This is a genomic window from Sinomonas notoginsengisoli (assembly GCF_021554725.1).
GTDB lineage: Bacteria > Actinomycetota > Actinomycetes > Actinomycetales > Micrococcaceae > Sinomonas > Sinomonas notoginsengisoli.
This window is the reverse complement of record NZ_JAIZDP010000003.1, coordinates 191,156-211,940: the sequence shown is the minus strand read 5'-3', so window position 1 is coordinate 211,940 and position 20,785 is coordinate 191,156. Positions and strand designations below refer to the sequence as shown.

At 69.4% G+C, this 20,785-nt stretch carries 20 protein-coding genes; 5 read left to right on the top strand and 15 right to left on the bottom strand.

The features are described from left to right. Positions 1–27 precede the first annotated feature (27 nt). The 9 genes from LF262_RS08530 to LF262_RS08490 form a co-directional block, all read right to left on the bottom strand. On the bottom strand, positions 28–1,623 hold the full coding sequence (locus tag LF262_RS08530) for an aldehyde dehydrogenase family protein (RefSeq protein WP_235779875.1): 1,596 nt from the start codon (positions 1,621–1,623) through the stop codon (positions 28–30). Further along, complete coding sequence (locus tag LF262_RS08525) at positions 1,620–2,333, bottom strand: HD domain-containing protein (protein WP_235779874.1); 714 nt, start codon at positions 2,331–2,333, stop codon at positions 1,620–1,622. Before LF262_RS08525 ends, LF262_RS08530 begins: the two co-directional genes overlap by 4 nt. Continuing rightward, on the bottom strand, positions 2,330–3,616 hold the full coding sequence (locus tag LF262_RS08520; protein ID WP_235779873.1) for an NAD(P)/FAD-dependent oxidoreductase: 1,287 nt from the start codon (positions 3,614–3,616) through the stop codon (positions 2,330–2,332). Before LF262_RS08520 ends, LF262_RS08525 begins: the two co-directional genes overlap by 4 nt. Position 3,617: 1 nt before the next feature. Next, a complete protein-coding gene (locus tag LF262_RS08515; protein WP_235779872.1) occupies positions 3,618–3,941 on the bottom strand; it encodes a 2Fe-2S iron-sulfur cluster-binding protein in 324 nt (107 codons plus the stop codon). Positions 3,942–3,976: 35 nt separating this feature from the next. After that, the gene (locus LF262_RS08510) at positions 3,977–4,747 is read right to left on the bottom strand and encodes an SDR family NAD(P)-dependent oxidoreductase (RefSeq protein WP_235779871.1); all 771 of its coding nucleotides are present in this window, start codon (positions 4,745–4,747) and stop codon (positions 3,977–3,979) included. Beyond that, positions 4,740–6,638, bottom strand: coding sequence for a PEP-utilizing enzyme (locus LF262_RS08505; RefSeq protein ID WP_235779870.1), 1,899 nt, complete (start codon positions 6,636–6,638; stop codon positions 4,740–4,742). Before LF262_RS08505 ends, LF262_RS08510 begins: the two co-directional genes overlap by 8 nt. 275 nt (positions 6,639–6,913) lie before the next feature. Further along, positions 6,914–7,642, bottom strand: coding sequence for an IclR family transcriptional regulator (locus tag LF262_RS08500; RefSeq protein ID WP_235779869.1), 729 nt, complete (start codon positions 7,640–7,642; stop codon positions 6,914–6,916). A gap of 121 nt (positions 7,643–7,763) precedes the next feature. After that, the gene (locus tag LF262_RS08495) at positions 7,764–8,699 is read right to left on the bottom strand and encodes an MBL fold metallo-hydrolase (RefSeq protein ID WP_235779868.1); all 936 of its coding nucleotides are present in this window, start codon (positions 8,697–8,699) and stop codon (positions 7,764–7,766) included. 14 nt (positions 8,700–8,713) lie between these two features. After that, on the bottom strand, positions 8,714–10,144 hold the full coding sequence (locus tag LF262_RS08490; protein ID WP_235779867.1) for an aldehyde dehydrogenase family protein: 1,431 nt from the start codon (positions 10,142–10,144) through the stop codon (positions 8,714–8,716). A gap of 186 nt (positions 10,145–10,330) precedes the next feature. On the opposite strand from LF262_RS08490, the gene LF262_RS08485 reads away from it, so the two are divergent. Beyond that, on the top strand, positions 10,331–11,128 hold the full coding sequence (locus LF262_RS08485; protein ID WP_235779866.1) for a coniferyl-alcohol dehydrogenase: 798 nt from the start codon (positions 10,331–10,333) through the stop codon (positions 11,126–11,128). A gap of 44 nt (positions 11,129–11,172) precedes the next feature. Here LF262_RS08485 and LF262_RS08480 read toward each other — a convergent pair whose 3' ends face one another. Both LF262_RS08480 and LF262_RS08475 read right to left on the bottom strand, forming a co-directional pair. Further along, on the bottom strand, positions 11,173–11,820 hold the full coding sequence (locus tag LF262_RS08480; RefSeq protein WP_235779865.1) for a dihydrofolate reductase family protein: 648 nt from the start codon (positions 11,818–11,820) through the stop codon (positions 11,173–11,175). A 93-nt stretch (positions 11,821–11,913) separates the two neighbouring features. Then, positions 11,914–13,005, bottom strand: coding sequence for a LacI family DNA-binding transcriptional regulator (locus LF262_RS08475; RefSeq protein ID WP_235779864.1), 1,092 nt, complete (start codon positions 13,003–13,005; stop codon positions 11,914–11,916). 137 nt (positions 13,006–13,142) lie between these two features. On the opposite strand from LF262_RS08475, the gene LF262_RS08470 reads away from it, so the two are divergent. Beyond that, positions 13,143–14,087 carry a dihydrodipicolinate synthase family protein gene (locus tag LF262_RS08470; RefSeq protein WP_235779863.1) on the top strand — a complete coding sequence of 315 codons (945 nt, stop codon included), beginning with the start codon at positions 13,143–13,145 and terminating at the stop codon, positions 14,085–14,087. A gap of 130 nt (positions 14,088–14,217) precedes the next feature. After that, positions 14,218–15,582 carry an MFS transporter gene (locus LF262_RS08465; RefSeq protein WP_235779862.1) on the top strand — a complete coding sequence of 455 codons (1,365 nt, stop codon included), beginning with the start codon at positions 14,218–14,220 and terminating at the stop codon, positions 15,580–15,582. A 100-nt stretch (positions 15,583–15,682) separates the two neighbouring features. Here LF262_RS08465 and LF262_RS08460 read toward each other — a convergent pair whose 3' ends face one another. Beyond that, on the bottom strand, positions 15,683–15,988 hold the full coding sequence (locus LF262_RS08460; protein ID WP_235779861.1) for a hypothetical protein: 306 nt from the start codon (positions 15,986–15,988) through the stop codon (positions 15,683–15,685). Positions 15,989–16,202: 214 nt separating this feature from the next. Here LF262_RS08460 and LF262_RS08455 point away from each other — a divergent pair, with 214 nt between their 5' ends. Further along, positions 16,203–16,655: an SRPBCC family protein gene (locus LF262_RS08455; RefSeq protein ID WP_235779860.1), complete on the top strand. Its 453-nt coding sequence runs from the start codon at positions 16,203–16,205 to the stop codon at positions 16,653–16,655. Positions 16,656–16,676: 21 nt separating this feature from the next. On the opposite strand, the gene LF262_RS08450 is transcribed toward LF262_RS08455, so the two are convergent. Together LF262_RS08450 and tcuA are read right to left on the bottom strand one after the other, a co-directional pair. Next, complete coding sequence (locus LF262_RS08450; protein ID WP_235779859.1) at positions 16,677–17,069, bottom strand: low affinity iron permease family protein; 393 nt, start codon at positions 17,067–17,069, stop codon at positions 16,677–16,679. A 197-nt stretch (positions 17,070–17,266) separates the two neighbouring features. Further along, positions 17,267–18,760, bottom strand: a complete 1,494-nt coding sequence (tcuA, locus tag LF262_RS08445; RefSeq protein WP_235779858.1) for an FAD-dependent tricarballylate dehydrogenase TcuA — start codon at positions 18,758–18,760, stop codon at positions 17,267–17,269. Between the two features lie 133 nt (positions 18,761–18,893). On the opposite strand from tcuA, the gene LF262_RS08440 reads away from it, so the two are divergent. Continuing rightward, complete coding sequence (locus LF262_RS08440; RefSeq protein ID WP_235779857.1) at positions 18,894–19,556, top strand: GntR family transcriptional regulator; 663 nt, start codon at positions 18,894–18,896, stop codon at positions 19,554–19,556. A 72-nt stretch (positions 19,557–19,628) separates the two neighbouring features. On the opposite strand, the gene LF262_RS08435 is transcribed toward LF262_RS08440, so the two are convergent. Then, the gene (locus LF262_RS08435) at positions 19,629–20,747 is read right to left on the bottom strand and encodes an ABC transporter substrate-binding protein (RefSeq protein WP_235779856.1); all 1,119 of its coding nucleotides are present in this window, start codon (positions 20,745–20,747) and stop codon (positions 19,629–19,631) included. Between the last annotated feature and the right edge of the window lie 38 nt (positions 20,748–20,785).

The window sequence follows — 20,785 nt, the reverse complement described above, 5'->3', positions numbered from 1 at the left end:
GGCCCCATCGTGCAGGGACATGACCCCTCAGCGGGCCTTGCGGTGGATTGACTTGTACATCAGGTACGCGCCCAGGCCCTCGATCCCGTACTCGGTCCCGAGCCCGGAATCGTGCCGCCCGCCGAAGGGGGCGGAGTGGTTCGAGGCGAAGAAGTTGATCCCGATCGAGCCCGTGTCCACACGGTCCGCTACCGCCAGCGCGGCCTCCGGATCCGCGGAGAACACGAGGCCGCCGAGCTCGAACTCCGTGTTGTTGGCGAGCCCGACGGCCTCGTCGACTCCGCGGCCCGGCCGCCCGTCGTCGTACTTCAGGATCGTCAGCACCGGCCCGAAGATCTCCTCGCGCGCAACGCGCATGGACGGCGTCACGTCCGCGAACACGGTGGGCTCCACGAAGAACCCGCCCTCGAGGCCGCTTTCCGGCGCGAACGACGCCGCCCTTCCGCCCGCCGCTGCCCGCGCGCCTTCCGCGAGGCCCGACTCGACGTACTCCATGACCGTCTCGAACTGGGCACTGGTGGCGCTCGGGCCGAACACGGTCGCGGGGTCGAGCGGGTCGCCCTGCGGCGACCCCGAGATGACCGATGCGGCCATGTCCACGACCTCGTCATAGCGGGACGCCGGCGCGAGGATGCGCGTGGAGATGTAGCAGGTCTGCCCGGTGTTGCGCATCGAGGAGCGGATGAGCACCTTGGACATCGCGTCCAGGTCCGCGTCCGGCAGGACGATCGCACTGGACTTCCCGCCCAGCTCGAGCGTGACGGGCCGCAGCAGCTCGCCACACGCAGCGGCGATCTTCCGGCCCACCGGCGTCGAACCGGTGAATGCGACCTTGTCCACGCCGGGGTGCTTGACGAGCACGTCGCCCATGCGCCCGGACCCGGTCACGAGGTTCACCACGCCGGCAGGGACCCCCGCCGCGGCAATCGCGTCGACGATGAACCGGATCGACAGCGGCGTGGGCGACGCCGGCTTGATCACCACAGTGCACCCCGCCAGCAGCGCCGGGGCGAGCTTGATGACCACAAGGTTGATCGGGAAGTTCCACGGCGCGATGAGCGCGCACACGCCCACCGGGTCGCGCCGCACCACCGATTCCTGCCCCGGTGCGAACGGGAACGGCCGGACGTCCTCTCGCTCGAGGTACTCCGCGAGCGTGGCGAAGTACCGGAAGATCCCTGCCGCGTTCGCCGCTGCGCCACGCGTCTCGGTGATGGGCGAGCCGTTCTCACGGGTGTTCGTCTCCGCGAGGTCCTCGGCGCGGGCCTCGATCTCGTCCGCGATCCGCGTCAGGTACGCCGCGCGCTCGGAGGGGGAGAGGCGCGGCCAGGGCCCGGCGTCGAACGCCCGGCGCGCCGAGGCCACGGCGGCGTCGACATCGTCGGCGGACCCGTCCGGCACCTCGCCCCACACCTCGCCGGTGGACGGATCGGTCACGGGATTCCGGGCAGTGGCCTGCGCGGGGACGTACTCGCCGTCGATGAACACATCGTCCACACGGGTGTACGGGAGGCTGAGGGCGCTGCGGCGCTCACGTGCGTCGCGGGCCGCGTCCGTCGCGGCGGTGGCGGACGACGGCGTGGGCGCGCCTGGCGCTGTCGGCTGGACTGGCGTGGTGGTCATCGGAGCACTCCCGTCTTGAGCAGCGCGTTGGAGCGCGCGAGGTCCGTGGTGGCCATCTCGACGGCCGCGGCGGTGATGAGCTCGGGCACGATCTCGGCCGCGAGCCGGTCCGTATACGTGGCAGGGTCCATGCTGAACCACGAGGAGGCGAGCGCGATCCCGGCGCGGTCGAACCGCCACGCGCGGTCGGCGTCTCGGACGAGCGCGTCCTCGAGGGAGTAGGCGACATGGCGCGTGTCGTGCCCCTCGATGATCGCGGTGACCCGCTCGACGAACTCCGGCGCGTACCCGAGCCCGGGCAGCACGCGGCGGGCCACGACGCAGCCCTGGTGCTCGTGCTCGTACCGGATCGTGGCCTTGCGCCAGTCCCCGGTGAAGCCCTCGGAGATGATGCGGGACTCGTCCACGTGCGCCCAGCCGGTGTCGTGCAGGATGGTGGCGACGAGCACGAGCTCGCGGTCCGCGGAGGGGTACGCGTCGCACAGCCGCTCGGCGTACGCGACGGAGATCGGCAGGTGGATGTCGTTGCCGCGCGTGCGGGTTTCCGTGACCACGGCCTTCCAGATAGGGTCCAGGAACTCGGAGGTGCTGGGCGTCTCGCAGATGGCCCGCGTGTCCACGGGGCCCTCGGCGGGGATCGGGCGCGTCGGGTAGGCGGCGGCGAACGCGCCGGCGCGGGCGGAATCGACGGCCAGGGTGTTCTCGGTCATGAGGTTCCTCCCGCGGCGGCCGTGGTGAGCGGAACGGCCAGGGTCTTGAGCTGGACGCCCGGATCGGCGGACTGGACGGCGTCGGCCGGGACGTTCTGCCCCTTGGCGAGCGCGTTCTTGACGGCCATGAAGTCGAGTGGGGCGTTGACGCAGTCGGCGGCGATGATCCGCCCTGAGCGGTAGTAGAGGACGGAGAACTTGCCGCGCTCGTCGTCCCGGCGTACCACCGTCGCATCGAAGCCCATGGACAGGCCGGCGATCTGGAGCTTGAGGTCGGCCTGGTTGGACCAGAACCACGGGATGCCGGCGTAGTCCTCGCGCCGGCCCATCAGCGAGTAGGCGGCGACCTTCGCGTGCTCAATCGCGTTGTTGACGCTCTCGAGGCGGATACGCTCGCCGGCGGGGGAGCCGGGCACGGGGTTGGGCATGTTGGCGCAGTCGCCCACCGCCACGGTGGTGCCGTCCGAGGCGAGCGCGTGGGAGTCCACGACGATCCCGTTGTCCACGGCGAGGCCCATCTGCTCGGCCAGCTCGGTGTTCGGGACGACCCCGATGCCCACGAGCACGATCTGCGCGGGCACCACCGAGCCGTCCTCGAATTCGACGCCGGCCACGGCGCCGGCCTCGCCGGTGAACCGCGTGATGCGCGCATTAAGGCGGATGTCGAGCCCACGGGCGCGGTGCGCCTCGAGGAAGTACTCCGCGGTCTCCTCGCCCACGGCACGGCCCACGAGCCGCGGACCGTACTCGAGCACGGTGACGTTCTTGCCCATCTTCTTCAGGCTGGACGCCGCCTCGAGGCCGATGAACCCGCCGCCCACGACGGCGACGTCCGTCGCGTCGCCCACGATGGCCTTGAGGGCCAGGGCGTCGTCCGCGTTGCGGAGGTAGACGACGCCGACCAGGTCCGCGCCGTCGACCGCCATCTTCCGCGCGCGGGCACCCACGGTGAGCGCGAGCCTCTTGAAGGGGAACTCGGCGCCGGACTCGGCGACCGCGACGCCGGAACCGTCAGGATTCTTCTCCACGCGCACGATCCGCTGGTCCTTGACGAGCGTCACGTTGTGCTCGTCCCAGTACTCGGCCGAGCGGAAGATGAGCGACTCGTTGCCCACCTCGCCCTGGAGCCACTCCTTCGAGAGGGCCGGGCGCTGGTACGGACGGTGGTTCTCCTCGCCGAGGAGCGTGATGGGTTCCTCGAAGCCGAGCGCGCGGAGCGAGATGGCCAGCTGGACGCCGGACTGGCTCGCACCGATGATCAGCAGGCCGGTCTGGTCACTCATCTCACACCTGCGTTTCCGGGGTGGTCACGTACAGGTCCATCCCGTCAGCGAGCTTGAGCTGGCAGGAGAGGCGGGAGTTCTCCTCCCGGTCCACGGCGGTGCCGTAGAGCATCTCGTCCTCCATGGGCTCCATGGCGGGGAGCTCGGAGAGGCAGTCGTCGCGGACAAAGACGTGGCACGTGGCGCAGGAGAGCGAGCCGCCGCACTCGGCGACGATCCCCGGCACGCCGTTGCGCACGGCGGTCTCCATGACGGAGTCGCCGGGGCGTCCCTCGATGTCCCGGACGGTGCCCTCCGCGTCGGTGTAGTGGACGGTGGTGGTCATTGGGATGCTCTCCTGAAAATTGGTGTCAGGGTGGTCTAGATGAACTGCCGGCCGCCGTCGACCACGAGGGTCTGGCCGGTCATGTACGAGGAATCGGCACTCGCGAGGAAGAGCGCGGCGCCCACGATGTCCTCGGGCTGGCTGGCCCGCTTGATCGAGCCCCGGTCCACGCCATAGGTCTCGGCATTCTCCATGAGCCCGTAGCTGGCCTCGGTGAGCGTGAAGCCGGGGGCGATCGCGTTGACCGTGATGCCGCGTTTGCCGAGCTCCTTGGCCATCACCCGCGTCAGGGCCACGACGCCGCCCTTGGACGCCACGTAGTGGGCCCACTGCTCGGACCCCGAGTAGATCGTGGCGCTCGAGAGGTTGATGACGCGCCCGCCGTCGCCCGGGTATGGGCTCGCCGCGCGGGTCACAAGCCACGGCCCCTTGAGGTTCACGCCCATCACGAGGTCCCACTCGGCCGGATCGATCTCCTCGAACGGGCTGCGGGTCACCGTCGCGTAGATCGCGGCGTTATTCACGACGACGTCGATCCGGCCGCCGCCGAACTCGGCGGCTTCCGCGGCCATCGCCTCGGTGGACGCGACGTCGGTGACGTCGACCTTGAGAGCGAGCGACTCAGTCCCCTTGCTGCGCAGGATCTCGGCGGTCTCCTCGGCGCCTGCAGCGTTCACGTCCGCGACGGCCACCTTGTAGCCGCGGGAGGCGAAGCCGAGCGCGAAGGCCCGGCCCAGGCCCCCGGCCGCCCCCGTGATGAGGGCGAGCCGGACGCCGGAGGGGGAGGGCTGGTTCTGCTCAGGCATGTGCCGGCTCGTGTCCGTGCTCACCGTGGGCGTGCGAGTGCGCGCCGGGGCCCGCGACCGCCTGGGACCCGGGCCCGTCGAGGATCTCCACGATGCCCTTGGTCCCGTTGACCCGGAGGCGCTGGCCCGTGACGATCGTCGTGGACGCGGAGCCCGTGCCGGTCACGGCCGGGAGGCCGTACTCGCGGCATACGATCGCGGCGTGGCTCATCATGCCGCCGATGTCCGTGACGGTCGCGGCGATCTTGCCGAAGATCGGGCCCCAGGACGGCGCGGTGACGGTCGCGACGAGGATCTCGCCCTGCTGGACCTGGGAGAGCTGGTCCGCGTCGGTGACCACGCGGGCCGGGCCCTCCACGACGCCCGGGGAGGCCGCCATGCCGCGCAGGCCGCCGCCCTCGACTGCTTCTCCCTGGCCGAGCCACTGCTGCACCTGCTCGGTGGTGATGCCCCAGAGCATGCGGGTGAACGGCTCGGTGATGGACTCTGGCGGGGTGTTGAGCACCGGTGCCGGGCGGGCGGTCTTGAGCGCGTCCACGATGCCGCGGCGGCGCTCGATCTCCTCGGGCCAGTAGCTCGGGCCGATCGGCTCGGTGGCGCCGACGCCCCACCAGGTCACAAGGTCGAAGATCGCGTCGCGGACCTCGTTGCGGCCCAGGTAGAGGAGGTCGTCCGGCTCGGTCCAGAATCCCTCGGCGTGGAACAGGCGGGAGAGCTCGCGGACCTTGCGCCAGAACACGCCCATGGTCCAGTGCTCGATGTAAAAGTTGTGGTTCTCCACGTACGGGTAGCACTGGGCGGCGAGGCCGCGCTTGCCGTCGAAGGCGGCGAGGTTGTCGCCCTCGAGCAGCTCGCGGTACTCCTCGACGATCCGCTCCTTCTCGGCCACGAGGGCCTCGACCGGGCGCAGGATCTCCTGACCGGCATCGAGCCGGGAGATGTAGTCCTTGATGTAGTTCAGCGGGATCTCGGGGTGCTCGTTCCAGTACTTGTCGTGCCCGTAGAAGCCGTTGCCCACCGTGAAGTTGAACCACGGGTCGTGGGCCTCGTCCCATCGGGTCATCCAGTGGTGACCACCGGCGGTGGCGCGGATCGCGCCCAAGGTTGCGTCGGCGTCGTCCGCGTTCTCGAAGGCGGACTGGATCCCGAGCTCCACGGCGAGGGCGGCGAGCCCCTTGAGCTCGTCGTCGGGCCGGAACAGCTCCATGTCCACGCCCTGGACCATCGTCGCGATCGACTGGTCCGGGATGTTCGGGAAGACCTGCTTGCAGAAGTTGAAGAAGTCCAGGTAGGCGATGTGGCCGAGGTTGAGGAACTCGAAGTGGTACTGCCAGTTCTGGTACGCGAGCTGGATGAGGCGGTCATAGTTGTCCAGGAGGACCTCGGAGCCGTCCATGGCCTTGCCCGAGTGTATGTCCTCGATCGGGACCACGGCCGGGGGCTTGGCGAAGGTGATCTGCTCCATCTCGTCGATGGTGCCCTTGACCTTGGTGTGCCACTGCTCGAGCAGGCGCGGCCAGTTCTGGAAGTAGTAGCCCACGCGCTCCTCGAAGAGCGGCACGCGCGCGGCGATCTGGTCCTCCGGCACCGGGATGGGGCTCATGTAGAGGTAGCCGAGGTGGATGCGGAACTCGATCCCGTTCGCGTTGGGGATCATGAGGTGGCGGGCGTTGTACTGGCCCAGACACTTGACCGCGAACTCGCCGCCGATCGTCTCGAACGGCTTGAAGACCGTGGGCCAGTGCTGGCTGTCGCAGAACCAGAACTTGGCGTCCTCCTGCTCCTTGAGCTTGTCCTGGAACACGAGGTAGTAGGGGTACAGCTTCTCCCAGCCCTCGGCTCCGGCGGGGACTGGGAGCTCGGAGGGCTTCGGGAAGGACTTCATCGACATTGGTGTGTCCTGTCTTCGTGTTTCTTCGGGGGTGGGGGCGGGGTGGGGTTAGGCGAAGAGCTTGACCGAGTTCCAGCTGAAGCCGGACGACGCCGCGGGGCCGGCCGGGACGGTGGCGGTCGGCTCGGTGTCCTTTCGCTGATGCGGTGGGGGGTGATCTCCGTCACCGCGCCTTCTCCACAGACCATAGGTCCGCACCATGCGTCGGATCACGCTGTCTTTACCACTGGATGGAAAAGCCGCTGGCGGCCCTCGGATACCTGCCCTGCGCGCCTTCAGCTAGGGGCGCCCAGAGCCCTCCCGATCGCCTTCGCCGCGACCTGGAGGGCAGGCAGGGTGCGCTGGACGGGCGGCGGTGTGGTCCCGACGCCGACGGCTCCGAGGGCCGCGATGACGCGGCCGCCGGCGCCGAAGACGGGCACCGCGAGGCCGGAGGTGCCGAGCGCGTGCTCCTCGATGGTCGTGGCGTAGCCCTGCTCGCGGACCTTGACGATCTCGCGCTGGAGCCTCGAGGGATCGGTGATGCTGTGCCGCGTCTCCCTCGTCAGCTCAGAGAAGGCCTGCTCGAGGACTGACGCCGGCGCGTACGCGAGGAACACCTTCCCTGCCGCGCTCGTGTGCAGGGGGAGCCGCTCCCCGACGCGCGCGACAGGATGCCCGACGGCGGTGCCCGCGATGCGCTCAAGGAGCAGCGCGCGGGCGTCTTCGAGGACGAAGAGGTTCACCACGTGTCGGGTCGCGAAGAGCACGTCGTGCATGTAGGGCGCGGCGACCTCGCGCAGGCCCTTCTGGACGGGGGCGAGCATTCCGAGCGCCCACAGGCGATGGCCGATCTGGTACCGGCCATCGGTCGTCTTGGCCAGGGCCCCCCACTCGGTGAGCTCGCCGAGGAGACGGTGGCACGTGGCCACGGGCGTGCCGGAGCGCCGCGCGATGTCGGAGAGCCCGAGGACCGGGTGCTCCTGGTCGAACGCGGCCAAGACGTTCAGAGCCCGGGATGTCACGGACCTTCCGGCGGCCTTCGACTGCCCTGCCACAGACCACCTCACCGATGAGGCGCCCGGCACCGTGCCGGACGCCTCTTTCACGATAGCCGCACGGGCCGTCCCGGGCGCCTGGCGGCGGTCAGCTCCTGGCCGGGACTCGACCCGGGACGAAGTGCTGGCCCGGCTGGGCGACGGTGATGGGGCCGGAGAACTCCTCGGCCACCCCGGCGGTCCACTCCTCGTCGGTGGCGACCCCCGCGAGGTGGGACAGGACCACGTGGCCCACCCCGGCGGCCTGGGCGATGCGCCCGACCCCTGCCGGGGTGGTGTGGGAGATCTGCTGGTGGTTGAGGAACTCCGGCGAGAAGTCGCGGGCCGCGAAGTAGGCGAGGTTGACGGCCTCATGGATGAGCAGGTCCGCGCCGGCGGCGAGGGTCGCGACGTTCTCGCATTCGGTGGTGTCGCCCGAGATGACGACCGAGCCGTAGCGGGTGTCGAACCTGAACGCGAAGGCCGGGAACACCGGCGGGTGTTCGACCAGGATCGCGCTGACCCTCACGTTCTCGTCCGCGTACACCTCGAACGGCCGCATGGCGGGGGTCGAGTCGGGGCCGGCCGCGGCGGCGTCGGCCGGCAGCTCGATGTCCACGGGACGGACGATCCGGCGCAGGTCCGGCCGGCCCTCGTCGGTGATACGGATCGTGATGTCGTAGTCGAAGGCCGCGATGAGATGGGTGAGCATCGCGCTCGTCTGCGGCCCGGGCCCGTACACGGGGACATCCCGGGTGAATCCGTCCACGGGCCTGCCCCAGTTCCACAGCAGGTATGCGGGGAGTTCGCCGACGTGGTCCGAGTGGAGGTGCGTGATGAAGGCGGCCCGGAGGTCCTTGCCGCGCAGGCCGGCTGCGTTGGCCTGGCGCGTGCACCCGAGGCCGAAGTCGACGAGATAGTGAGCGCCGTCCACCACGATCGCGGTCGCGATGCCCGGGGCGCCGCTGCGGATCGCGGGACCGGCCGCCGTGCCCAGGGTGATGACATCGAGGCCGGTCGCAGCCGGAGTGTTTGCGGGATGCATGCTGGGTCCTTCGGTCATCGGGCCGTGCTGGCGGCGCGGGCAGGGCTGGTCCCGCGTGCAGAGGCGGGGGAGGGGACATGGGCGCGGGCATTGACAGTACGGAGCTCGAGGTAGTGTTCGAGCCCGTGGGTCCCCCGCTCGCGGCCCACGCCCGAGGCCTTCCAGCCGCCGAACGGGGCATCCAGCTCCACCTGCGTGTGCTGGTTGATCCACACCGTGCCGGCCTCGATCCGGGAGGCTAGCTCGTCGGCGCGGTCCAGATCAGGGGTCCACACCGAGGCGCCGAGGCCGAACTCCTGTCCGTTGAGGCCGTCGAGGAGACCGTCGAGGTCTGTGTACGCGACGACGGGCAGGGCCGCGCCGAATTGCTCCGTCGCCACCAACGACTGGCCGAACGAGGCACCGGCTACGACGGTCGGCTCAAGGAAGTACCCCGGCAAGGGGGTGCCGCGGCCGCCGCCCGAGGCGAGCGTCGCCCCGCCGTCGAGCGCATCCCGGACCAGCGCCTGGACGAGCTCGAGCTGGGACATGTTGTGCATCGGGCCCATCGTCGTCCCCTCCGCGACGCCATGCCCGACGACGAGCTTGGCCGCCTCGGCGGCGATCGCCTCGACGAACTCGGCCTCACGCTCCGCCGGAACGAACACACGCTTGACGGCCATGCAGACCTGGCCGGCGTTGCGGAAGGCGGAGCCGACGATTCCGGCCGCAGTGAACGCCGCGTCGGCATCGGGGAGGATGATCGCCGGATCGTTCCCGCCCAGCTCGAGCGTGACACGCTTGACCGTGGGCGCGGCCTGCGCGGCGATCGCCGCGCCGACCTCCGTGGACCCGGTGAAGGAGATCTTGCGGACCTTGGGATGCTCGCTGAGCGCCCGGTTCACGGCACGGCGGCCCGTGAGCCACTGGACCACCCCGTCCGGGACGAACTCCGCGACGGCGTCGACGAGAGCGATGGTGGACAGCGGAGTCGTGGGTGACGGCTTGGCGATGACGGTGCAGCCGGCCGCGAGGGCGGGAGCGAGTTTGACGCTGAGCAGGGAGATCGGGAAGTTCCACGGGGTGATGGCGGCGACGACGCCGACCGGCCGCCGCTGGACGGTGAGCCTGCGTCCACCGCGTTCGGGCAGGGCCTCCTGTTCGTCCCATTCCAGGCCCGCGTAGTAGTCGAACACGTCCGCGGTGACGAGGACCTCGCCGACCGCCTCCCGGAGCACCTTGCCCTGCTCGAGCGAGAGCAGGCGGCCGATCTCGGGTGCCTTCACCCGCAGCGACGCCGCCGCACCGCTCAGGGCCGCGCGGCGGGCACTTCGGTCGGCGGCCCAGCCGCGTCCGGCTGCCACCGCGCGCTGGACGGCGCGGTCGACGTCCGCCTCGGCGTGCAGGGGGGCGAGGCCCACCGGCTCAAGGGTGGCGGGGTCGAACACCTCGTAGGTCGTTGTCATGCGAAGTCCCTTTCGGCAGGCTGCTGCGGGAGCGCCGGGTCTCGGTTCTGGGTCCCAGCGTCGCCCGGGACGCCGGGGCGCGACAATGCGCGCTCTCCATCCAGTGGAAAAGCTGCGTTGCCCGTCACACCCCGGAGGCCAAGAGTGGATGGAGACGCATCAGCCGACGTACCAGCAGGAGGACCCATGGAGCCCAACCTCACCGGACGAACCATCATCGTGACCGGTGCCGCCTCGGGCATCGGGGCAGCGACCGCAGCAGCCTTCACCCGGCTCGGAGCCCGGGTGATCGGCGTCGACCGCAACGTGCCCGATGGTTCCAGCGACTTTGTCCGCGCGGACCTCTCGACGGCTGAGGGCGCAGCGGCGGCAGCCGAGGAGGTGCGGGCCTTGGCGCCAACGGTGGACGGGATCGCCAACATCGCCGGCGTGCCGGGCACGGCACCCTGGAGGACGGTCCTGGGCGTGAATGTGCTGGGCCTGCGCGCGTTCACCGAAGCCCTGCTGCCGTCCATCTCCGAAGGCGGTTGGGTGGTCAATCTCGCCTCCAACGTTGCCGACGGCTGGGCTGCCCGCGAGACGCAGATCCACGCCTTCCTCGGCCGGGCGGACGATGCCGACGCCCTCACTTCCGTCGAGGACGACGCCGAGATCACCGGCAACTCGTACCGGTTCTCCAAGGAGTGCGTGCGCGCGCTCACCCTGGCGCAGGCGGCCGGCACCCTCGGGCGGGTGCGGGTGAACTCGGTGAGCCCGGGCCCCGTGAGCACCCCCATCCTCGACGACTTCAAGCGGGACCACGGCACGGCCAAGGTCGAGGGCGCCATCAGCCTGACCGGCGGTGCCGCCTCCCCCGAGGCGATTGCCGACGTCGTCGTCTTCCTCGCCTCCCCGGCGGCACGCTGGGTCAACGGCAGCGACATCCGGGTGGACGGCGGGCTGGCAGCCCACCGATACACCGAGGCGGTCCAGCAGCACGCCTGACTTCCTGGACGGGCACCCTCGGGCGCCGGTGCCCCGGCGCGGTGTCAGTTGCGTGCGAACGTCATGTGCACGACGCCGCTCTCGGCGACCTCGCTGCTGACCGTGTAGTCGGCCTCGAGCCCGCGCAGGTCTTGCCACAGGCTCTGCCCGCGGCCGAGCAGGATGGGCGAGATCGCCACGTGCAGCCGGTCGACGAGTCCGGCCTGCAGGAACGCGCGCACAGTGTCCACGCCGCCGCCGATCCGCACGTCGGCCTCGCCGGCGGCCTCGGTCGCCTTGGCGAGCGCCTCCTCGGGGGTGGCCGAGAGGAAGTGGAACACCGTGCCGTTGTCGAACTCGATCGGCGCACGGTCGGCACCATGGGTGAGGACGAAGACCGGCGCGTGGAACGGCGGCTCGTCGCCCCACCACCCGCGCCAGTCCGGATCGTCGGGGAAGGTGTGCAGGCCGAACATGCCCGCGCCCATGATCTCCGCGCCGATGCCCTCGAAGTAGGCCGCCCCGTAGCGGTCGTCGACCCCGGTGGTCCCCTCACCGGAGCGGTCGCCGAGCACCCTCTCGCGGAACGTCCTGGTGCCCGTGTAGGCCGCGACGAGACGCTGCCAGTCCTCGCCCATCGGGTTCTCCGGCGTCTGGTCCGTGGTCGAGGCGTAGCCGTCGAGGGAGATGTTCAGGTCGGCGCGAACGGCCATGTGCGGCTCCTTGGCAGTGGCAGAGTGACGAAGCATTGTGGCGACGACGCCCTACCGCAGTTGGTGCTTCGTCATCCAGAGCCATTGTGCCGCTCAGTCCACTGCCGAGCGAGAGCGCGCCGGGGCCGCTTCGGCGACGGCGCCGCTGGCCTCGCCCGGCGGCCGTCCGGTAGAGGCGCGGGGGATGAGCGTGGGCGCCAGGACCCGTTGCCGGTGCGGGGAGGCGGGCTGGCCGTTGATCGAGGTCAGAAGTTCGTCCACAGCGGCCGATGCGATTTCCCGGAAGGGGACGCGCACACTCGTCAGGGGGACCGCGAGGCGCGCGACGAGGGGGATGTCGTTGTAGCCGACCACTGAGAGGTCCTGCGGGATGCGCAGCCCCGCGCGCTGGATCACCGAGGTGAAGCCGATGGCCGTGTTGTCGTTGACAGCGAACACGGCAGTCGGCCGCCGCTGGCCCGCCAAGAATGCCTCGGCGGCGGCCTCCCCGCTCTCCATGGAGAACGTCGAGGCATAGGCGAACTCGGCCCGCTCCTGAAGCCCCGCCTCGGCCAGTGCCCGGCGGTACCCCTCGCGGCGCGCCAACGCCGTCGGCGCCTCGTCCGGCCCGGCCACGATCCCGATCTCCCGGTGCCCCAGATCAATGAGGTGACGCGTCGCGAGGTAGCCGCCCAACGCGTCGTCGCCCGTCACGCTGGGGCTGGCGCCGTACGCGCGCAGGGCGAGCACATGCGCGATGCCCCGATCCAGGAGCTCGGCGCACAGCCCACCCTCCGTCGTCGCCGTCGTGAGGATGAGCCCGTCCACGCGTGAGGCGAGCATCGCGTGGCCGTTCTCGCGCTCAAGCCCCGCGTCGCCGTACGTCGTCGCGACGAGGGCGTGGTACCCGCGCGCCGCGCAGGCCGCGGCGATCTCCTCGTACAGCGTGGCCATCACCGTGTCGGTGAGGCGCGAGACCAGGACGCCGATTGTGTTGGTCTGCCGGCGCCGCAGGTTCGCCGCGGACGGGTTCGGCTCGTACCCCAGCGACTCGGCCACCGCACGGATCCGCGCCGCGGAGTCGCTGCGGTAGAAGGTGTGCTCGCGGTTCATGGCCCGGGACACGGTGGACCTCGCGACCCCCGCTGCTTCAGCGACGTCGGCAATGGTGGGCCGCGACCCAGCCGCGGCGTCCTTGCCCCCCATCGATGCCTCCTCAGAACTCGACCCTTGACGTGCTCCTGTGACCCAGCTTACCGTTGAAGCAATCGATAACGGAATCGATTCCCTCAGCCGAAGGAAACCTTCCGGACGGCATGAACAAAACTCGAAGAGGAGAACCCATGAGCAGCATCGACCTCCGCGGCCTCGTCCCCGCACCGGTCACCCCCTTCACCCGCGACGGCGACGTGGACGTCGACGCGATCCACCGCCTCGGCGGCTGGCTCGGCAGCGTCGAGGGCGTCAAGGGCCTCGTGGTCCTCGGCCACGCCGGCGAGGGCACGTTCCTGACCCAGGCCGAGCAGGCCCTCGTCATCTCCTCGTTCCGCGACGCCGTGGACGGCCGGCTGCCGATCATCGCCGGCATCACGGCCGAGGGCAACAAGGTCGCCGCCGAGGAGGCCCAGCGCGCCGTCGACGCCGGTGCTTCCGCCGGCCTGGTCTACCCGTCCCACGGCTGGCTGCGGTTCGGCTACCAGGAGGGCGCGCCCCAGAGCCGCTACAAGGAGATCTACGAGACGAGCGGCCTGCCGCTCATCCTCTTCCAGTACCCGGACGCCACCAAGGCCACCTACAACCTCGACACCCAGCTCGAGATCGCCGGCCAGGACGGCGTGTTCGCCACCAAGAACGGCGTGCGCAACATGCGCCGCTGGGACACGGAGATCCCCGTGCTCCGCGCGGCCTTCCCCGAACTGCAGATCCTCACGTGCCACGATGAGTACCTGCTGCACACCATGTTCGACGTGGACGGCGCCCTCGTCGGCTACGGCGGCCTCGCCCCCGAGCCGCTCGTGGAGCTCATCGCCGCCGGCAAGGCCAAGGACTACGCCAAGGCCCGCGAGGTCCACGACCGCCTCCTGCCCGTGACCAAGAACGTCTACCACCGCGGCTCGCACATGGAGGGGACGGTTGCGCTCAAGGAGGGCCTCGTGGCCCGCGGCATCCTCGAGCACGCCACCGTCCGCACCCCGCTGCTGCCGCTCGCCCCAGGCGCCCACGAGGAGATCGCCCTGGCCCTCGCCTCGGCGAACCTCGGCCTCGCCACCGTCCCGGCCCGCGCCTGAGCCGAGCCCCATCCCGGTAGAGCGCACGACGGCGGGTGCCCGCCCGCCGTCGTGCGCCGCCGCGGCGACAATGACGTCCCGATAGCTCCGCCCGTGCGCGGAGGGGAGGAATCCCACCACAATGACTGCTATGGCCAGCGGACAGACCTCCGCGACGCAGACCGAGATCGTCGCGCGGCTCGAGAGGCTGCCGATCACCCGGCGCCTCACGATGATCCGCGTCGTGATCGGCTCCGCCACCTTCTTCGACGCCTATACGGTGCTGGCGATCGCGTTCGCGATGCCCCAACTCGTCACCGAATGGCACCTCACGGCCGGCGAGATCGGCATGATCCTCTCCGCCGGCTACCTCGGGCAGCTCTTCGGCTCCCTCTTCTTCGGCGCCCTCGCCGAGAGGATCGGCCGCATGCCCACCCTGCTCATCACGATCATCCTGTTCGTCAGCATGGACCTCGCATGCCTCTTCGCGTGGGGCGCCTGGTCGATGATCATGTTCCGCTTCCTCCAGGGCATCGGTACCGGGGGAGAGGTGCCCGTGGCGAGCGCCTACATCAACGAGTTCGTTGGCGCGCGGCGCCGCGGCCGCTTCTTCCTCCTCTACGAGGTCATCTTCCCCGTGGGCCTCATGTTCGCCGGCCTCGCCGGGTTCTTCCTCGTCCCAGCGTTCGGCTGGAAGGCGATGTTCATCGTCGGGCTCGTCCCGGCGATCCTCACCATCCCGCTGCGGCGGCTTATGCCCGAATCGCCACGTTGGCTCGCCTCCGTGGGCCGGGGGCAGAAGGCCGAGGCGGTCGTGGCGATGCTCGAACGCGAGGCCGTCAAGGCAGGGCACACCCTCGCCGACCCCGTGGAGCGGCCGCTCCCCGCGGTGGAGGCCAAGTCCGACTGGCGCGAGCTGTTCCGCGGCATCTACCGCAAGCGCACCCTCATGATCTGGGGCCTCTGGATCAGCGTCTATGTGGTCAACAACGGCCTGATCACCTGGCTGCCCACCCTCTACAAGGAGGTCTTCCATGTCCCGCTGCAGACCAGCCTCGCCTACGGGTGGGTGACCTCCGGGGTCGGCGTGGTGGCGTCCGTGCTGTGCGCGTTCCTGATTGACCGGGTGGGGCGCAAGCGCTGGTACTCGGTGGCGTTCCTCGCCTCGACGGTCCCGCTCGTGGTGCTCGGCGCGCTGGGCGCAGTGTCTGCCGTGCAGGTGGTCCTCTTCGCGAGCGTCGCGTACGCGGTCCTGCAGACTATCTCGTTCTCCCTCTACCTCTACTCCGCCGAGCTGTACCCGACGCGCCTGCGGGCCATCGGCACGGGCTTCGGCAGCGCGTGGCTCCGGGCCGGCTCGAGCCTGGGGCCCCTGCTGGTCGCGTGGATCATGGACGGGTTCGGGATCTCGTGGGTGTTCATCGCCTTCGCCGGGATTGCCCTGCTCGGCGGCCTCGTCACGATCTTCTTCGCCATCGAGACGAAGGGTCGGGTCCTCGAGGAGCTCGCGCCGTAGCGCTGCTCCTAGTGTTTCGGGCCCCAGACGCAAGGAGAGCCGCCGGGTCTCTCGGGACTCGGCGGCTCAGCGGATGTCCGGCCGGCAGCAGCGGCTGCGGTCAGAACTTGTCGGGCGAATCAACCGACTGCCCGACAGTGATCTCCGGACGCGCGTTGGTATTGGCACCGACGGCGCCCATGAACGTCATCAGCTCGGGATCGCTGAAGAAGCTCTGGAAATCGTCCGCGGATTCCCATTCGTCGTCGATGAGCACGAAGCCGTCCCCGACGCCGAACCGATGGTGCAGGGCACCGTGCTTCTTGGCCCGGTCGGCGATCATGCGGTAGTCATCGGCCCGTTCTTTCAGCGACTTCGTGAAGACGTCGGTGTCGCCGGGAACCTTGACCGTGACGATGACAGACATGGCAATTGACCTCCTGCTTTCGTGAGACCAATTTCATTGTAGGAACGGCCGCCGAGGTCTTCAATGCCCGAGGGGACGACCTGATGCGGAGCACCTTGCCGCTCCGCGCCCCATGGCGGACGATGGTTCTGCAGACCTCTGCAAAGCACCGGAGCGGAACGGCTGGGGAACCCCGCATCATCCCACCACGCCAGCCGGAAGAATTGAGCGTCCCATGCCCACCACCGACGAGAGCATCGTCATCCCCCTGCCCCCCGAGAAGGTCTTCGACTACATCAATGACCCTGCGAACATCCCCGAATACCAAGGCAGCATCGTCCGCGCCGAACTAGAGGGAGACGGGCCCCTCGGGGTCGGCTCCCGGATCAAGGGTGCAAGCAAGATCCTCGGCCGGACGTTCGACTGGACGACCGAGATCACCGAGTACGAGCGTCCCACGAGGTCCGCCCTGAAGTCGGTCGAGGGAAAGATCAGCTTTAGCTCGGCCTGGACCCTCGCGCCCGAAGGCGACGGCACCCGCCTGAACTTCCACCTCGATGCCGATTCGGGCCTGGGCGGGGTCTTCGGCCGCCTCGCGGACCCGCTCGTCAACAAGGCCTACACGCGTCAGATCCGCGCCGACCTCGAGACCCTGTCCCAGATCCTTACCGAGCACGAGGAGGAATGACTTCCTAGCGTCGCGCGCTCCCTACCGCGACCCCGCGCTGTTGGTGGCATCCTCCTCGAGCTCGTTGCGTTGCCGCTCGAGCTCCTTTTCGCCCTCCTCCTCGGCCTCATAGAGCTTCGAGTTGGTGATCCGCAGCTCGCGCATCACCGCGTCGAGCTTGAGGTGCAGGGCCGCGGAGTCCCGATTCTGGGTGTTCTGGATGATGAACACCATCAGGAACGTCACGATCGTCGTGCCGGTGTTGATCACCAGCTGCCACGTGTCGGAGAAACCCAGAAGCGGCCCCGTGGCCGCCCACACGATGAGGACGGCCACCGCCGCGGAGAAGACCCATGGGTGCCCGAGGACCTTCGACGTCCTGGTCGCGAACCGGGTGAAGAAGTCCTGGCGGTCCCTGGTTTTCTTGGTGTCCATGACTCGGATATTTCCCACTCTGCGCCGCGTCACACCGGCCGTGAGGGGTTCGGCAGCCCTGAACACATGCCGCGGACGACGGCGGCGGGGCGCCGGGCGCCGTCGTCCGCGGTCTGTGGGGGAGCCACAGTGGTTCCCCGGCGTCGGCCGTCATGGCGCCACTCGCACGGGTGGGCCAGCCGCGGAAGGGGGCGGCGTCAGGCCAGGGCGCCGGCGCGGCGGCCGAAGACGATGCCGGCCGCCAGCCCTGCACCGCCGGGGTAGTTGTCCGAGAACAGGCCCCCGAGCATCTCGCCGCAAACATACAGGCCCTCGATGTGGTCCCCTTGCTTATCCAGAACTCGCCCGTGGGTATCCGCCTTGAGGCCGCCGAAGGTGAAGGTGATGCCGCAGGTCACCGCGAAGGCGTAGTACGGCGCGGTGGCGATCGGATTGGCCCAGTTGCTCTTGGGCGGAACCATGGCGGACCGGCGGCCGTCCTTGACATTCGGGTCGAACGGAACGGCCGTGTCGATTGAGGTGTTGTACTCGTTGATCGTCTTCGCCAGGCGCTCCGGGTCCACCCCGATCTTCGCCGCGAGGTCGTCGACGCTAGCGGCGGTCTCGACGGAGACGCCCGGCATATCGTATTCCTCCGCGCGCAGCATGGGGCGCTGGCCCGCATCGAAGATCTGCCATGCGACGGAACCGGGCTGCTGCAGGATGACCTTGCCGTACTTGGCGTACGTGTAGTTGCGGTAGTCCTCGCCCTCGTCCAGGAATCGCTCGCCGTTGCTGTTGATGATGACGCCGAGCGGGTAGCCGCCGCGTGTCAGTCGGTTGGTCAGTTCCCGGTTCGACTCGTTCTGCGGGGTGAAGGCGTCCCACTGCACCGAGTGGCAGCTTGCCCAGTCCCCGCCCTTGGCGGCACCGGCCTCGAGGGCCGCCGCGAGCATCTCGCCCCGGTTGAACGGCGTGCCGCGAACCTTGGCGTGCTCCCACCCCTCGCCGAGGTGCTCCCGGCGCCACTGCGGGTTCGCCTCGAAGCCCCCAGCACCGAGGACCACCGACTCGGCCCTCAGCTCCTGCACCGTGCCGTCGCTCGAACGGACCTTGACCCCGCGCACCTTGCCATCCTCGACGAGCAGCGCGAACACGTCCTGGCCGAACCGGACCCCGGTGTGGAGCTTCTGTGCGATCTCGAGGTGGTCCAGCATCAGCCCCTCGCCGCCGCCGACGTTCCCCACATGCAGGCCGCCCCAGAACAGGAAGGTGCCGTCCTCGCGGGCGTACGCCTGCCGCTCGTACATGAGCCGGTACTTCAGGCCCAGCGAGTTCAGCCACCGCACGCCGGGGCCGGCCTCGTGGACGAGTACCTCGGTCAGGGCCGGGTCGTTCCGGCCGCCGGTGACCTTCGCCAGGTCCGCCGCGTACTCCTGGGGCGAGTAGGCCGGGACTTCGGTCACCGCGTGGCGCTCGTCGAACTCGATGACGTCGCGGAGGTCGTCCAGGCCTCCGTGGGCGATCCGGGTGGCGCCAGCGGTGTAGAAGCTGTTGCCTCCGAACTGCTCCCGGGGAGCCTTCTCGAGCAGGAGGACGCGCCTGCCGCGCTCCGCCGCTGCATGCGCGGCGGAGAAGGCGGCATTGCCGCCGCCGACCACGATCACGTCCGCCGCGTTCTGCTCCGGGGCGGGTTCAGGGGCTGTGCTCATGGGGTTTCCTTCCATGGGAGGGGACTATGTGCACGAGTGTATACATAAATATCCATAAATGTACACAACTCGAATGAGGTCCGATGGGATCTGATCGATGCGTTAAGATTCGAGGGAAGTGGAGGAGGGCGCAGTGCCGACCAAGGCGACCAAGCACGACGGCCGGTCCATCTACGCAGCCTTGCGCGCAGAGATCCTCAACGGCGTGCTCCCGGCTGCGGCACCTGTGCGTGAGGTCGAGGTCGCCGAGCGCTTCGGGGTCTCCCGGACGCCCGTGCGCGAAGCGCTGGGCCGTCTGCAGCATGAGCGGCTCCTCGAGCGTGGTACGCGTGGACTCGTGGTGCACCAGCCCGATCCGCAGGAGGTGATCCAGGTCTACGACCTGCGCATCATGCTCGAGGAGGAGGCCGCCGGCCAGGCCGCCCGCTTCCATGTCATGGCAGACATTGCGAGGCTTGAAGGGCTCCTTGGCCGCGACAGGGCCATGGAGGACCACGGCGATCTGGCCCTCGCCACTGCCAACATGGAGTTCCACGAGGCTGTCTGGGCCGCGGCGCACAACCGCATCCTGGTCGATCTGCTGGAACAGCTCTCGCTGCACCTGATCCGGGCCCCGCGATCCACGCTCTCCGTCGGTTCCCGGTGGCAGCAGTCCCTCGAGGAGCACGGCCGGCTGATCGCAGCCATTGCCGCCCGGGACGAGGCCGGCGCCCGGGCGCTCGCCCGCGCCCACCTGGAGGAAGCACGCCGCATCCGGCTGGAACTCATCCGCGAAACGATCTCCCAAGGGCTGTAGGGTCCGCTCGCCGAGGTGGTGTTCTCCATGCCGGTGCCCCTCGCATGAGGGACACCGGCACAGGACCTCCGGCTACTTCGTGTAGCCGAAGACCTTGTTCCACTTGGCGAGGTCATCCTTGCCGAACGCGATGGCGTCAGCGTTCTGCATGCGGTAGACCTTGCCGGAGTCCACGGGCGGCAGCTGGACGCCCATGATGGTCGGCGGTGCAACGTCGGTGCGCGCCGGGTACTCGCCGATCTGGGCGAAGACCTGCTGGCCCGGCTTCGAGAGGTTGTAGTCCATGAAGACCTTCGCGGCCTCGGCGTTCTTGGCCGAGGCGGTGATCCCGAGGTAGTAGTCGTAGGAGACAACGCCCTCTTCCGGGACCACGAACTTCACGGGTGCCTTGTCCTGCACCGCGGAGATGTTGGTGCCGCTGATGGTCACGGTGCCGACGGCGACCTCGCCGCGCGCCAGCGCGGTTGCCTCGGCGCCGAGGGAGTCGTAGATCTTCGGCTTCTGGGCGGCGTACTTGGCGAAGTAGTCCGGGCCCATCTTCGTTTCCATGAACCTGTTCAGCGCGGCGGTGCTCCCGCCGGAGCCGCCCTGGACAATGCCGATCTTGCCCTGCCACTTGCCGCTGACCGCATCGGCCCAGGACTTGGGCGCATCGGCGTCCTTCACCAGCTGGGTGTTGTAGCCGAGGGTGTAGACGGAGTTGAACATGCGGGTGAACTTCCCGCCGTCCATCGAGACGTCCTTGAACTGGGACGCTCCGGGGACGTCGTAGGCCTGCCACACGCCGGCGTCCTCGATGGACTTGGCGATGCGGTAGTCGGAGGTGCGGATCACGTCGGCGTCCAGCTTGCCTGCCCCCTGCTCGGAGAGCACACGCTCCGAGAGCTTGTTCGGCGTCAGGCGGACCACGTTCACCTTGATCCCCGTGTCCTTGGTGAAGGCGTTCACGAGGGCGGTCTCCGAAGATTCGGTGTACCCGGAGTACAGGGAGAGGGTCTGCGTCTTGGCCTTGTCGTAGGTGGCCTTGTCCGCGATGACCTCGCCGTTGATCACGAGCCCCTCATCCGTCTTGATGGTCGGGGTGGCGGTGACAACGCTGCTGCTCTGGGTTGCGCTCCCGCAGCCGCTGAGCACTGCGGCGACGAGGAGGCCGGCCGCAGTCAGTGCCGGGAGCTTGGACGCTAACTTCATGGTGGGGTCCCTTTCGGACGTTTGTGACGATGGAGAAG

Bases quoted from the DNA above. Each gene is read 5' to 3' on its own strand.
- LF262_RS08490 (WP_235779867.1), bottom strand. From the start codon at position 10,144: ATGACAACGACCTACGAGGTGTTCGACCCCGCCACCCTTGAGCCGGTG.
- LF262_RS08480 (WP_235779865.1), bottom strand. From the start codon at position 11,820: ATGGCCGTTCGCGCCGACCTGAACATCTCCCTCGACGGCTACGCCTCG.
- LF262_RS08495 (WP_235779868.1), bottom strand. From the start codon at position 8,699: ATGCATCCCGCAAACACTCCGGCTGCGACCGGCCTCGATGTCATCACC.
- LF262_RS08470 (WP_235779863.1), top strand. From the start codon at position 13,143: ATGAGCAGCATCGACCTCCGCGGCCTCGTCCCCGCACCGGTCACCCCC.
- LF262_RS08530 (WP_235779875.1), bottom strand. From the start codon at position 1,623: ATGACCACCACGCCAGTCCAGCCGACAGCGCCAGGCGCGCCCACGCCG.
- LF262_RS08525 (WP_235779874.1), bottom strand. From the start codon at position 2,333: ATGACCGAGAACACCCTGGCCGTCGATTCCGCCCGCGCCGGCGCGTTC.
- LF262_RS08510 (WP_235779871.1), bottom strand. From the start codon at position 4,747: ATGCCTGAGCAGAACCAGCCCTCCCCCTCCGGCGTCCGGCTCGCCCTC.
- LF262_RS08520 (WP_235779873.1), bottom strand. From the start codon at position 3,616: ATGAGTGACCAGACCGGCCTGCTGATCATCGGTGCGAGCCAGTCCGGC.
- LF262_RS08435 (WP_235779856.1), bottom strand. From the start codon at position 20,747: ATGAAGTTAGCGTCCAAGCTCCCGGCACTGACTGCGGCCGGCCTCCTC.
- LF262_RS08515 (WP_235779872.1), bottom strand. From the start codon at position 3,941: ATGACCACCACCGTCCACTACACCGACGCGGAGGGCACCGTCCGGGAC.
- LF262_RS08465 (WP_235779862.1), top strand. From the start codon at position 14,218: ATGGCCAGCGGACAGACCTCCGCGACGCAGACCGAGATCGTCGCGCGG.
- LF262_RS08450 (WP_235779859.1), bottom strand. From the start codon at position 17,069: ATGGACACCAAGAAAACCAGGGACCGCCAGGACTTCTTCACCCGGTTC.
- LF262_RS08485 (WP_235779866.1), top strand. From the start codon at position 10,331: ATGGAGCCCAACCTCACCGGACGAACCATCATCGTGACCGGTGCCGCC.
- LF262_RS08460 (WP_235779861.1), bottom strand. From the start codon at position 15,988: ATGTCTGTCATCGTCACGGTCAAGGTTCCCGGCGACACCGACGTCTTC.
- LF262_RS08475 (WP_235779864.1), bottom strand. From the start codon at position 13,005: ATGGGGGGCAAGGACGCCGCGGCTGGGTCGCGGCCCACCATTGCCGAC.
- tcuA (WP_235779858.1), bottom strand. From the start codon at position 18,760: ATGAGCACAGCCCCTGAACCCGCCCCGGAGCAGAACGCGGCGGACGTG.
- LF262_RS08505 (WP_235779870.1), bottom strand. From the start codon at position 6,638: ATGTCGATGAAGTCCTTCCCGAAGCCCTCCGAGCTCCCAGTCCCCGCC.
- LF262_RS08455 (WP_235779860.1), top strand. From the start codon at position 16,203: ATGCCCACCACCGACGAGAGCATCGTCATCCCCCTGCCCCCCGAGAAG.